At 58.3% G+C, this 12,366-nt stretch carries 13 protein-coding genes; 7 read left to right on the forward strand and 6 right to left on the reverse strand.

What is annotated here, in order from left to right; all coding sequences use genetic code 11:
* Window positions 1–123 precede the first annotated feature (123 nt).
* Both earP and AC1ME2_RS20685 read left to right on the forward strand, forming a co-directional pair.
* Window positions 124–1,257: an elongation factor P maturation arginine rhamnosyltransferase EarP gene (earP, locus tag AC1ME2_RS20680; RefSeq protein WP_480436378.1), complete on the forward strand. Its 1,134-nt coding sequence runs from the start codon at window positions 124–126 to the stop codon at window positions 1,255–1,257.
* Window positions 1,258–1,304: 47 nt separating this feature from the next.
* The gene (locus tag AC1ME2_RS20685; RefSeq protein WP_480436379.1) at window positions 1,305–1,874 is read left to right on the forward strand and encodes an elongation factor P; all 570 of its coding nucleotides are present in this window, start codon (window positions 1,305–1,307) and stop codon (window positions 1,872–1,874) included.
* Between the two features lie 101 nt (window positions 1,875–1,975).
* Here AC1ME2_RS20685 and AC1ME2_RS20690 read toward each other — a convergent pair whose 3' ends face one another.
* Window positions 1,976–2,395 (reverse strand): organic hydroperoxide resistance protein, encoded by a 420-nt coding sequence (locus tag AC1ME2_RS20690; RefSeq protein WP_480436380.1) that lies wholly within the window; start codon window positions 2,393–2,395, stop codon window positions 1,976–1,978.
* 248 nt (window positions 2,396–2,643) lie between these two features.
* Window positions 2,644–3,114 carry a MarR family winged helix-turn-helix transcriptional regulator gene (locus tag AC1ME2_RS20695; protein ID WP_480436382.1) on the reverse strand — a complete coding sequence of 157 codons (471 nt, stop codon included), beginning with the start codon at window positions 3,112–3,114 and terminating at the stop codon, window positions 2,644–2,646.
* Window positions 3,115–3,321: 207 nt separating this feature from the next.
* On the opposite strand from AC1ME2_RS20695, the gene AC1ME2_RS20700 reads away from it, so the two are divergent.
* Window positions 3,322–4,068 carry a sulfite exporter TauE/SafE family protein gene (locus AC1ME2_RS20700; protein ID WP_480442254.1) on the forward strand — a complete coding sequence of 249 codons (747 nt, stop codon included), beginning with the start codon at window positions 3,322–3,324 and terminating at the stop codon, window positions 4,066–4,068.
* Here the strand turns inward: AC1ME2_RS20700 and AC1ME2_RS20705 are convergent.
* The gene (locus AC1ME2_RS20705; RefSeq protein ID WP_480436384.1) at window positions 4,058–4,939 is read right to left on the reverse strand and encodes a LysR family transcriptional regulator; all 882 of its coding nucleotides are present in this window, start codon (window positions 4,937–4,939) and stop codon (window positions 4,058–4,060) included. The two genes, AC1ME2_RS20700 and AC1ME2_RS20705, sit on opposite strands and share 11 nt — an antisense overlap.
* A 68-nt stretch (window positions 4,940–5,007) precedes the next feature.
* Here AC1ME2_RS20705 and AC1ME2_RS20710 point away from each other — a divergent pair, with 68 nt between their 5' ends.
* Both AC1ME2_RS20710 and AC1ME2_RS20715 read left to right on the forward strand, forming a co-directional pair.
* Entirely contained in the window at window positions 5,008–5,244 is a 237-nt protein-coding gene (locus AC1ME2_RS20710) for a DUF1127 domain-containing protein (RefSeq protein ID WP_480436386.1), read from the forward strand.
* Window positions 5,245–5,294: 50 nt separating this feature from the next.
* Complete coding sequence (locus AC1ME2_RS20715; RefSeq protein WP_480436389.1) at window positions 5,295–6,500, forward strand: winged helix-turn-helix domain-containing protein; 1,206 nt, start codon at window positions 5,295–5,297, stop codon at window positions 6,498–6,500.
* Between the two features lie 108 nt (window positions 6,501–6,608).
* Here AC1ME2_RS20715 and AC1ME2_RS20720 read toward each other — a convergent pair whose 3' ends face one another.
* A complete protein-coding gene (locus tag AC1ME2_RS20720) occupies window positions 6,609–7,955 on the reverse strand; it encodes a class II 3-deoxy-7-phosphoheptulonate synthase (RefSeq protein ID WP_480436390.1) in 1,347 nt (448 codons plus the stop codon).
* Window positions 7,956–8,303: 348 nt separating this feature from the next.
* Here AC1ME2_RS20720 and AC1ME2_RS20725 point away from each other — a divergent pair, with 348 nt between their 5' ends.
* Complete coding sequence (locus AC1ME2_RS20725) at window positions 8,304–9,059, forward strand: spermidine synthase (protein WP_480436392.1); 756 nt, start codon at window positions 8,304–8,306, stop codon at window positions 9,057–9,059.
* A 13-nt stretch (window positions 9,060–9,072) separates the two neighbouring features.
* Here AC1ME2_RS20725 and AC1ME2_RS20730 read toward each other — a convergent pair whose 3' ends face one another.
* Complete coding sequence (locus tag AC1ME2_RS20730) at window positions 9,073–9,870, reverse strand: crotonase/enoyl-CoA hydratase family protein (RefSeq protein ID WP_480436393.1); 798 nt, start codon at window positions 9,868–9,870, stop codon at window positions 9,073–9,075.
* 412 nt (window positions 9,871–10,282) lie between these two features.
* On the opposite strand from AC1ME2_RS20730, the gene AC1ME2_RS20735 reads away from it, so the two are divergent.
* Window positions 10,283–11,965, forward strand: a complete 1,683-nt coding sequence (locus AC1ME2_RS20735) for a DEAD/DEAH box helicase (protein WP_480436394.1) — start codon at window positions 10,283–10,285, stop codon at window positions 11,963–11,965.
* Between the two features lie 147 nt (window positions 11,966–12,112).
* On the opposite strand, the gene AC1ME2_RS20740 is transcribed toward AC1ME2_RS20735, so the two are convergent.
* Window positions 12,113–12,352, reverse strand: coding sequence for a pyocin S6 family toxin immunity protein (locus AC1ME2_RS20740; protein ID WP_480436396.1), 240 nt, complete (start codon window positions 12,350–12,352; stop codon window positions 12,113–12,115).
* Between the last annotated feature and the right edge of the window lie 14 nt (window positions 12,353–12,366).

Consider the following 12,366-nt stretch of genomic DNA (forward strand, 5'->3'; position numbering starts at 1 on the left):
CGTTCCTGGTGTGATCAATGGATGCCAACGATTGTCGCACGACAGACGCCCGAAGCTGGAGCTTGCAGGCCGTTCTGACGGACAATTAGCTACTTTTAGCGCGTCTTTTTTAGGGAACCAGGCATGAAAGCCTCCTGGGATATTTTTTGCAACGTTGTCGATAACTACGGCGATATCGGGGTGACTTGGCGTCTGGCCCGGCAATTGGCGGCTGAGTATCCCTTCGCAGTGCGGTTATGGGTGGATGATTTGCAACCCTTCGCGCGGTTGTGTCCGGGGGCCGAGGTTGATGCCGCGCAGCAGTGGCAGGAGGGGGTCAGCGTCTGCCATTGGACCAAGGACTGGCAGCCGACCGAACCGGCGGATGTGGTGATCGAGTCGTTTGCCTGCCGTTTGCCAAAGGCTTATCGGGACGCCATGCCTCAGCGCTCGCGCCCGCCGCTATGGCTGAACCTGGACTACCTCAGCGCCGAGGAGTGGGTGTCCGGTTGCCATGCGTTGCCATCGCCGCAATCCAACGGCCTGCGCAAGATCTTCTTCTTCCCCGGGTTTCGTCAGACGACTGGTGGTTTGTTGCGTGAAGCCGGTTTGCTCGATCAACGCCTCGCTTTCCAGCAGGACCAAGCCGCACAGCGAACCTTTTTACGAGGCTTGGGCGTGGTTCCGGAAGAGGGTGCGCGCCTGATGTCGCTGTTCGCCTATGAAAACGCCGGGCTGGCCAGTTGGCTGGAGGCATTGGCTGCCGACAGCCGAGCCACCCACTTGTTGGTGCCAGAAGGGCGGATTCTGGGCGACCTGCAGCGTTGGCTGGGCGTCGAGGGGGTGCGGCCGGGAGCTTTGGAAGTCCGTGATTCGCTGACGGTCCACGTGCTGCCATTCGTCCGACAGGAGGACTATGACCGCCTCCTGTGGTGCTGCGATTTCAACGCCGTACGCGGGGAGGACTCGTTTGTTCGTGCGCAATGGGCCGGTCGACCGCTGCTCTGGCACATCTATGAACAAGATGACGACGCACACTGGGTCAAGCTCGACGCGTTCCTCGATCTCTATCTCCAGGGCCTCTCGCCTGCGGCTGCCCAGGCACTGAGGGATGTTTGGCGAGCCTGGAATGCCGGACAGGACATGGGTCAAAGCTGGTCTGATGTGCTGCAACACTGGCCGGAAGTCACCCAACACGCCGAATACTGGTGTCAGAAACAGGCTTCGCAGGCAGATCTTGCAGCGGCTCTAGTACAGTTTTACCGAAATTGGATATGATGCGCGGCCTAGATATTTGTAAATCCATCCAAATTCGGATATTCGTAATGAAAACTGGTAAAGAACTGAAACCCGGCACCGTGATTCGGCTCGAGAATGACCCTTGGTTGGTTCAGAAAGCTGAATTCACCAAGTCCGGTCGTAACAGCGCGATCATGAAAACCAAGTTGAAGAACCTGTTGACTGGTTACAAGACCGAGATCGTGTACAGCGCCGACGACAAACTGGATGACGTGATCCTTGATCGTAAGGCCGCCACGCTGTCTTTCATCAGCGGCGACACCTACACGTTCATGGACACCACCGACTACACCATGTACGAGCTGAACGCTGAAGACCTGGAAGCCGTTCTGCCGTTCATCGAAGAAGGCATGACTGACGTTTGCGAAGCGATCTTCTTTGAAGAACGTCTGGTTTCCGTCGAGCTGCCAACTACCATCATTCGTGAAGTTGACTACACCGAAGGCTCCGCACGTGGCGACACGTCGGGCAAGGTGATGAAGCCAGCCAAACTGAAAAACGGTACTGAGCTGAGCGTTGCTGACTTCGTCAACATCGGCGACCGGATCGAGATCGACACACGTGAAGGCGGTTCTTACAAAGGTCGCGCTAAATAAGCGCAGTCTTGTTCCGCAACACACGAAAGCCCGACCATCGAGTCGGGCTTTTTTGTGCGTGTTGATTGGTGAAGTAGGGGGCTTGCTTCACCACCCGCGAGTCAGACCGTTACGTGCAACCGTACATCGACATTGCCACGGGTGGCATTGGAGTAAGGGCAAACCCGGTGAGCGGCTTCGACCAGTTGCTGTGCGTCGGCCTGTTCCAGGCCTGGCAGGCTGATGTGCAGGTCGATGTCCAGGCCGAAACCACCGGGGATCTGGCCAATACCGACGTGGGCGGTGATCGACGTGTCTGCAGGGACAGTGCGTTTTTCTTGGCCGGCAACAAACTTCAGTGCGCCGATGAAGCAGGCTGAATAGCCTGCAGCGAACAACTGCTCAGGGTTGGTAGCTTCGCCGCCAGCGCCGCCCAGTTCTTTTGGGGTAGCCAGTTTGACGTCGAGAATTTTGTCGCTGGAAACAGCGCGACCATCACGGCCACCGGTTGCGGTTGCGATAGCGGTGTAGAGCGTATCCATGGTGAGGCCTCGTAGCGTTGAGTTTTAATATGCGCGCTAAATGATTGCGCGCTAACTAAGTGAATGGCAAATGTAGCGCTCTGATAGTTAGTGCGCAAGATAAATTTTTAGAAAGGTGATGGCTGAAGGGTTTTGGGGCGGGGGAGGATGTTTTTGTCTGATAAGTCGTCTTCGCGAATGAATTCGCTCCCACTGAAGATCCCGTATCTTTTGTGGGAGCGAATTCATTCGCGAAGGGGGGGGCACAGTCAAAGGCTGTCGTGCAAGTTCCCGCGCAGGGCGAGCAGCTCGCTTTGCAGGTCTCGCAGCCGATCCACCGTAGTGCCCGTGGCGGCGAAGATGCAGGAGGGAACATTTTTGGCTTTTTCGCGCAGTGCACGGCCTTGTTCGGTGAGGTACAGCCGCACAACACGTTCGTCTTCCTTGCTCCGGGTACGGCTCAGCAGGCCTTCGCCTTCAAGGCGTTTGAGCAAGGGGGTCAGGGAGCCGGGGTCGGTCAGCAACCGCGTGCTGACTTCACCCACCGTCATGCCGTCGTGTTCCCAGAGCACCAGCATCGCCAGGTACTGTGGATAAGTCAGGCCCAAGGCTTGCAGTAAGGGCTTGTAGACCTTGGTCATCATCAACGACGTCGAGTACAGGGCGAAGCACAGCTGACTGTCGAGCAGCAAATGGTTGCCATTGTCTGCGTTGCGGGTGGAGCTATGGTCAGCGCTCATGTGAACGTCCTCTGGGTAGTGCGCTCTAATTTAGTGCCGCGATCTTTAATGCACCAGATAAATTCTACCGATCAACGCCAGTCGCTGGCGCATTCATGAACCGTGAAGCCTCTGTGTATGGAATGTGAAGGCAGCGAGGCTGCTTTTGCGTTTCACCACGTCATGGGACTGCGTAGCATGCGCCCATGGATTGATTGGGGACGTGGTGTGATTGAAATCGGGATGTATGTGTTATTGGGCACCGCGATGGGGACATTGGGCGGGTTGTTCGGCATCGGCGGCGGTCTGGTCGCGATTCCCGCGCTAGGCGTGTTGTTTGGCCTGGATCAGCAGATGGCACAGGGCACGGCGTTGCTCATGGTTTTGCCTAACGTGTTGTTGGCATTATTGCGTTATCACCAGCGTAACCGGATCTCCCTGCGCAATGCCCTGATGCTGATCATTCCCGGTTTTTGCTTCGCCTGGCTGACGTCGCTGTGGGCTGTGCGCCTGGATGCGCACAGCATGCGCCTGGGCTTCGTCGCGTTCTTGATTGTGCTAACGCTGTTCAACCTGATTCAGATGTATTGGCACAAGGGCCAGGCCGGCAGTGAATTGCGTCATGCCAAATGGCTGTGGCTGCTGGGGGTCGGCTCGGGCATGACGGGTGGCCTGTTCGGCGTCGGTGGCGGGGTGGTCGCGACGCCGATCCTGACCAGCGTGTTCGGCGCGACACAGGTGGCTGCTCAAGGGTTGGCGCTGGCGTTGGCCGCGCCCAGTACAGCCATCACCCTGGTCACTTACGCGGTGCATGGCCACGTCAACTGGCAGATGGGCATTCCCTTGGCGGCGGGCGGCCTGCTGAGCATCAGTTGGGGCGTGAGGTTGGCGCATTCACTGCCCGAAAGACTCCTGCGTTCGCTGTTCTGCGGCTTTCTGGTGATCTGCGCCGTGGTGCTCGCGTTTAAAGTTTGAAGCCCTCGGCGATGTATCCCGCCAGGCATTCGGTGACCGGCGAGGTGTTTTTTGGATTGCGCAGCAACACAATGCTGGCGGACGGCAATTGCGGCAGCCCCTCGGCCTCGCCGATGATGCGCAGGTCTGGGGTGAGCAAACTCTCCAGTTGCGCAGTCACCGCCAGGCCTGCGGTGACCACGGCGCTGATCGCCGACAGGCTGGCGCTGGTGTAAGCGACACGGTACTCACGCTGCATAGCGTCGAGCGCGTTGCAGGCCCAGACTCGGCAAAAGCAGTCGGTGTTGAACATTGCCAGCGGCAGTGGCGTTTGTTCGTGAGGGCAAAAACCCTGCGCCTCCATCCAGACGAATCGCTCCTGACGCAAAATCTGGCCGATTTCGGTGCCCGGTTCTCGGGTGACGATGCTCAAGTCCAGGTCCTGGCGCAGTAGGAGTTGTTTGGACGGTTCGCAGTGAACCTCCACCTGCACCAGCGGATAGGCCTGAGCGAAGCGCGACAGAATCCCCGGCAAAAAGCGCATCACGTAATCGTCAGGTGAACCGATTTTCACCACGCCGACCATGTGCGGTTCGCGCAAGGTATTGAATACCTCGCTGTGCAGTTTGAGGATCCGTCGGGCGTAACCGAGCAGCACCTGGCCCTCGACTGTGAGGCTGACGGTACGACCGTCTTTCTGAAATAAAGAGCGCTGAAGAATGTCTTCTTCCAGGCGCTTCATCTGCATGCTGACCGCCGACTGTGTGCGGTTGACCACCTCTCCGGCACGGGTGAACCCACCCTCATCGGCAATCGCGACAAAGGTGCGCAACAGTTCGCTGTCGATACTCGGGTAGGTGGCCAACTCATCAATCTCACAGATGCAACGCATAAGAAACATTCGTTGGATTGATCTTAGCCCCGGCGCGAGACTTAAGTCATCCCCACTTGGAGGGCAAGGTGATGAAAGGTCAAAAAGGTTATGTGTTGGTGCAGAACAGCGGGCATTTGGGTTCATCGGGCGTGCGCCTGATAGGCATGATCAAGCGTCAGTTGCTGCGCTGGTATGAACTGCATCGTCAACGTCAGCAATTGGCGAGTCTGAGTGATGCCGCCCTGAAGGACTTGGGTTTGAGTCGTGCCGATACCCAGCAAGAAGTCGAGCGGCCGTTCTGGAATGACCCAATGAAACGCTGACAGCACGGCGGTCGATCAGGTAGCGTTGTGGACTGATCAGGAGGTCCTGAATGTCCGCAGATCTATCGCTCAAACAGGCACGGCGTCTGGCGCTGGCCGCCCAGGGATTCAACGGGCGCCAGCCGCCAGCGTCGATCAAGGCCGCTCATATCACACAGTTGATCGAGCGCCTGGGTGTTTTGCAGATCGATTCGGTCAATGCCTTGGTGCGTTCGCACTACCTGCCGTTATATTCCCGTCTGGGCAACTATGGCCAACCCTTGCTCGATCAAGTGGCCTGGAGTCAGGGCCGACAACGCAAGTTGTTCGAGTATTGGGGTCATGAAGCTTCGTTGTTGCCGCTCAGTCTTTATCCCTTGTTGCGCTGGCGTATGCGTCAGGCGTCCCAGGGCGTGGGGATCTATCAGGAGATGGCTAAATTCGGGCGCGAGCAGCAAGCGATCGTCACCCGTGTATTGCAGTCTGTGCGCGAGCGAGGTGCGCTGGGCGCCGGTAGCTTGAGCAGTCGCCAGGAGCGCGCCGGCCCTTGGTGGGACTGGAGCGCGGAGAAGCATGCGTTGGAATGGCTGTTTGCTGCCGGTGAGGTGACGGTGGCGGGTCGTCGTGGTTTCGAGCGTTTGTATGACTTGCCGGAGCGGGTATTGCCCGCAGCGATTCTCGATTACCCGGAATTGAGTGAAGCCGAGGCCCAGCGCGGTTTGCTGTTGCACGCAGCGACGGCATTGGGCGTGGGGACCGACAAAGACCTGCGCGATTACTTCCGACTAAGCCCGGCGCAAAGTTGTGTGGGTTTGGCGCAATTGGTCGAGGCCGGGGCGTTGCAGGTGGTGCAGGTCGACAGTTGGCGCCAGCCGGCGTATTGCCTGCCAGAGATCAAACTGCCGCGCAAAGTATCGGCCAGTGCCTTGCTGTCGCCTTTCGATTCGCTGATATGGGAACGCAGTCGCACCGAGCGGTTGTTCGACTTTCGTTATCGCCTGGAGATCTACACCCCGCAGCACAAGCGGGTGTATGGCTACTACGTGCTGCCGTTTTTGCACAACGAACGGATTGCCGCACGGGTCGATTTGCGGGCCGAGCGTGGGCTGGGGCGGTTGGCGGTGCACGCGGTGCATGAGGAGGCGCAGGGGCTGGATGAGGCGGGGATGTTGGCCTTGGCCAGCAACCTGCGGCAGATGGCGGATTGGTTGGGGCTGCCTGAGGTGCAGATCAATTGTCAGCGGGCGAGTGGGGTGAAATTGAAGGGGGCCTTTTAAACGGTGAGTTCCGTGTGGGAGCGAATTCATTCGCGAAGAGGCCGGTACATCCGATAGAAATCTGTCGGCTGTAATGCAGCATTCGCGAATGAATTCGCTCCCACAGGATCAGTGCCTTACCTGCTTCAATGTCTCGGCAATCAAAAATGCCAATTCCAGCGACTGGTCGGCGTTCATCCGTGGGTCGCAGTGGGTGTGGTAGCGATCCGACAGGCCGTCTTCGGTGATCGGGCGTGCGCCGCCGATGCATTCGGTGACGTTTTGCCCGGTCATCTCGATATGGATACCCCCGGCGTAAGTGCCTTCGGCCTGATGCACCTGGAAGAATTGTTTGACCTCGGTGAGAATCTGCGCGAAGTCACGGGTTTTGTAGCCGCTGCTGGCCTTGATCGTATTGCCGTGCATCGGGTCGGAGCTCCACAGCACCTTGCGACCTTCACGTTCGACCGCCCGAATCAGTTGCGGCAGGTGATCGCCAACCTTGTTCGCACCCATGCGTGCGATCAGGTTCAGGCGCCCTGGATCGTTGTCTGGGTTGAGCGTGTCGATGAGGCGGATCAAGTCCTCGGGGTCCATGCTCGGGCCGACTTTGACCCCGATAGGGTTCTTGACCCCACGCAGGAACTCGACATGCGCACCGTCCAGTTGCCGCGTGCGGTCGCCGATCCACAGCATGTGCGCCGAGCAATCGTAGTAATCGTTGGTCAGGCTGTCGCGGCGCACGAACGCTTCTTCGTAATTCAGCAGCAAGGCTTCGTGGGCGGTGAAGAAATTGGTTTCACGCAACTGCGGCGAGGTGTCCATGCCGCACGCACGCATGAACGCGAGGGTTTCGTCGATGCGGCTGGCCAGTTGGCTGTATTTTTCGGCCAGCGCCGAATTGGCGATGAAGTCCAGGTTCCACTGGTGTACCTGATGCAGGTCGGCAAAACCGCCTTGGGCGAACGCACGCAGGAGGTTCAAGGTTGCGGTGGACTGGTGATACGCCTGCAAAAGACGGTCTGGATCGGGCACGCGGTTTTTTTCATCAAAACCGATGCCGTTGACGATATCGCCCCGGTAGGCCGGGAGCGTCACGCCGCCAATGGTTTCATCATTGGAGGAGCGCGGTTTGGCGAACTGACCGGCCATGCGTCCGACTTTTACCACTGGGCAGCCAGCGGCAAACGTCATGACGATGGCCATTTGCAGCAACACTTTGAAGGTGTCGCGAATCTTCGCGGCGGAGAACTCGACAAAACTTTCTGCGCAGTCGCCACCTTGCAGCAAAAACGCACGACCCTGGGTTACCTCGGAAAACTGACGCCGCAACTCCCGGGCTTCTCCTGCGAACACCAGCGGCGGATAACCGGCCAGGCTCTGCTCGACACGCAACAAGTGCGCGGCGTCGGGGTATTGAGGTTGCTGCTGAATAGGCATTGCCCGCCAGCTGTCGGGGCTCCAGGGTTGGCTCATGGTGAACTCTAAGTCAGTGCGGTCGGACCGCCATGGTAGCAGTTCAGTGCCTGGGTGCCAGCGGATGGGGCTGCAGGCTCTATCAATAATTAACGTGACCTCTCGGGCCTTGTTCGCGGACAATCCGCGCTGTCGTACAGCAAGCTCGGTCTCGATTCTGCCCAGAGGGGCGTAGGAGCTGACTTGTCTGCGATAAGGTCGGAACGACCTTCCAACGGCAGTGATCTCACTATTTTTGCTAGCGCTTCGCACTAGATCGCAGACAAGTCAGCTCCTACAGGGATCAGCGCTTTTCTGAAAATTTTATTTATTTTTCAATTGGTTACAGGTTATTTGATAGGAGAGGCAATGACTGAGGAGAGGGTGGAGCGTGTACTGGCTGAAGTGCACGATGATTTCGGCATGATTCGCGTGCTGGAAGTGGACGAGTATCGCTTCCTCGAGTTCGGCGATGCCATCGAGCAAAGCTGCACGTTCACCGCCGACCCTAGCTGGCTGGAGTACGACTACACCCGCGCCATGCTGATTGGCGCGCTGTGCCACGAAGCTCCGGAAACTGCGCTGTTTCTAGGCCTTGGCGCGGGGACATTGACCCAGGCTTGCCTCAAGTTTCTGCCGCTGGAAGACGTCGAAGCCATCGAGTTGCGCCCTGACGTACCACGGCTGGCCATCGAGTTTCTCGGTCTGAATGACGACCCGCGCCTGTACATACGCATTGGCGATGCCCTGGAATTGCTCGCCAGTGCCGAAACCGCTGACCTGATCTTCGTTGATCTGTACACCGATCTGGGGCCAGGTGTAGGCCACCTGGCCTGGCAATTTCTGGAAAACTGTCAGAAACACCTCAATCCGGGCGGCTGGCTGGTGATCAACCAATGGGCTACCGATGACGGTAAGCCCTTGGGTGCTGCGCTGTTGCGCGGTCTTTATCACCGCCATTACTGGGAGCTGCCGGTGAAGGAGGGCAACGTGATTCTGATGGTGCCTGCGGACCTGGAACAGACGCTGGACCTGCAACAACTGACCGAGCGCGCCGAAACCCTCGCGCCGCGCCTCGGTTATTCGCTGTTGCCGTTGATCAAGGTCATCCGCCCGGCGACCTGATCGCCCTGGGCCGTTAGTTGCCTTTGAAGTCGCCGGGCCTGCGTTCCAGCATCGCTCGTACGCCTTCTTTGGCGTCTTCGCTGTCCATCACGCTGCGTATGAGCGCGGGCAGATTTTTCGCCGCCGCGGTCTCGCCTTCCAGCAGTGCCTGACGGGCTGAAGCCAGCGTGGTCCTGACCCCTAACGGTGCTTGCTCGGCAATGCGTGCGGCCAGTTTTATCGCACGGGGCAGCAAATCCTCGCTGGCCATGACTTCCTGGACCAGGCCTATTCGATAGGCCTCATGCGCGTCGAACTCATCGCCGGTCAGCAGCCAGCGCATGGCATTGCCCCACCCCGCACGTTGGTGCAGGCGCAAGGTGGCACCGCCAAAGGCAAAAATACCGCGCTGTACTTCCACTTGCGCGAAGCGGGTGTTGCTGGCGCACAGGTTGATGTCCGAGGCGAGCATCAGCTCGATGCCGATGGTCAGGCAGTAACCCTGCGCGGCGACGATCACTGGCTTGCTGACCCTGGGCCCCGTGAACACGCCCCAAGGGTCGCAGCCACCCTCGGGCACTTCCCAGCCGCTGGCGAGAGTAGGTCCGGCCGCAGCCAGATCAAGGCCTGCGGTGAAATGCTCGCCATGGCCGAACACCACGGCCACTCGCGCCGTATCGTTGCGTTCGAATTCCCCATAGGCGAGGCTCAGGTCATTGAGCAGGTCAAGATCAAAGGCGTTGCGTTTGGTGACGCGATCCAGGCCGATCAACATGACATGACCCTGCTGTTCGCGACTGACACGGCCGATGGAGGAGGAGGGCATAGGCATAATCCTTGTGCGCTGAGGGGTATTGGGCGTGCGAGGAACACCAGGAACGGTGAACCGTTTTAGCAGCGTGGCCTAGCGATACCGGGCCTTTGCAAAATAGACACTGCGGCGAATTTGCGCAAAGGCTGCGACGGACGGACGCACAGCCATTATTTTGTTAAAAAACCCTCCCTTTTGTGCGTAATTCCGGTATAGTGCGCGCCGGCCTTTAACAGGGCCCTCGTTCAGGTATTGCAATTCCCCGAAGCCAGCTTCGGCTGCTTGTTCGCTCTGCGGACTATCCTTGACGATCCATTCATTCAAACGTTTTCGCAAATCCCCGCCGACAAAGCAGCCAGGGCGACTCTAGGGTCTTACACGGCACGCGCTGCTTTGGAACATGGGTCTTTGCGGATGCACTAGAGGCAGACCCATGACCCAGGAAATCGGCGGCTTCGCCGCTTTTGAACTACACCCTACTATTCTTGCAGCCGTTATCGCGACTGGCTACGAAGAGCCTTCGGCTATTCAGCAGCAATCTATCCCGATCATCATGGCCGGTCACGACATGATTGGTCAGGCGCAAACCGGTACGGGTAAAACCGCTGCGTTCGCCCTGCCGATCCTGCATCGCATCGACCCGACCAAACGCGAGCCACAAGCGCTGATTCTTGCACCAACTCGCGAACTGGCCCTGCAAGTAGCCACCGCTTTCGAAACCTACGCCAAGCAAATGCCAGGTGTAACGGTTGTGGCTGTCTACGGCGGTGCGCCGATGGGCCCGCAATTGAAAGCTATCCGTAATGGCGCGCAGATCGTTGTCGCCACGCCGGGTCGTCTGTGCGATCACCTTCGCCGTGACGAAAAAGTCCTCTCTACCGTGAACCACCTGGTTCTCGACGAAGCAGACGAAATGTTGAAGCTGGGTTTCATGGACGACCTCGAAGTTATCTTCAAGGCCTTGCCAGCAACCCGCCAGACCGTTCTGTTCTCGGCCACCTTGCCACAATCTATCCGTGCCATCGCTGAGCGCCATCTGCGCGATCCGAAGCACGTCAAGATTCAGACCAAGACCCAGACCGTTACCGCGATCGAACAGGCTCACCTGTTGGTTCACGCTGACCAGAAGACCTCTGCTGTTCTGAGCCTGCTGGAAGTGGAAGACTTCGACGCACTGATCATGTTCGTGCGGACCAAGCAAGCGACTCTGGATCTGGCCAGCGCCCTGGAAGCCAAAGGCTACAAAGCCGCTGCGCTGAACGGTGACATTGCTCAGAACCAACGTGAACGCGTCATTGAATCGCTCAAGGACGGCCGTCTGGACATCGTGGTCGCGACCGACGTTGCTGCCCGTGGTCTTGACGTTCCGCGTATCACCCACGTATTCAACGTGGACATGCCTTACGATCCAGAGTCCTACGTTCACCGTATCGGCCGTACTGGCCGTGCCGGTCGCGAAGGTCGTGCATTGCTGTTGGTGACTCCACGTGAGCGCCGCATGCTGCAAGTGATCGAGCGTGTTACCGGTCAGAAAGTTGCTGAAGTCCGCCTGCCGGATGCTCAAGCTGTTCTCGATGCTCGCATCAAGAAATTGACTAACAGCCTGGCGCCACTGGTTGCTGACGCTGAGTCGACCCACGGTGATCTGCTTGATCGCCTGACTGCCGATATCGGTTGCAGCCCACGTGCCCTGGCCGCTGCTCTGTTGCGCAAAGCTACCAACGGTCAAGCATTGACCCTGGCAGCCATCGAACGTGATCGCCCACTGGTTCCAACCAGCGCGCCACGTGAGCGTAGCGATCGTTCATCTTCGGGTGATCGTCCTGAGCGCAGCGGTGCTGATCGTGAGCGTCGTGCTCCGGTTCCATTGGCGGAAGGCCGTGCTCGTTGCCGTACCGCGCTGGGTGCGCGTGACGGTATCGCGGCTAAAAACCTGTTGGGTGCAATCCTCAACGAAGGCGGCCTGGCCCGCGAAGCAATCGGCCGCATCCAGGTGCGCGATAGCTTCAGCCTGGTAGAGCTGCCGGAAGATGGCCTCGAGCGTCTGCTGACCAAGTTGAAAGACACCCGCGTTGCTGGCAAGCAGTTGAAGCTGCGTCGCTATCGCGAAGACTGATCTGCTCTTGAGCTGATCGTCTGAACAAAAAAATCCCCGACTGGTTCGGGGATTTTTTTTGCCTGTGGGCACAAAACCGGTGGGAGCAGGCTTGCAACTACGCGTCCCGCTGCGAAGGCATCGGATCAGGCGCAAGAGATGCTTTGGCTATGCGCGCACCCCTATGAACAGGTCTAGGTTCGTCGGTAGCGGTTCCTTGATAACAGCGGCGATTTGCTGAACCTGCGTAATCGTCAAAGGAAGTTCACCTGCGACCTCTGTTTCTAAACTTTCCCAGCCTAATACGTCCATTACCGCTTGCTCAAACTCCGGGTCCACATCGAGCTCAAATTTGATTGAGTCGTCTTCGACGTCGTCTACCAGAAAACCTGTGATTTCTAAAAACATGATTTTTCCTTCAG

Source organism: Pseudomonas sp. ASL9 (genome assembly GCF_056680335.1).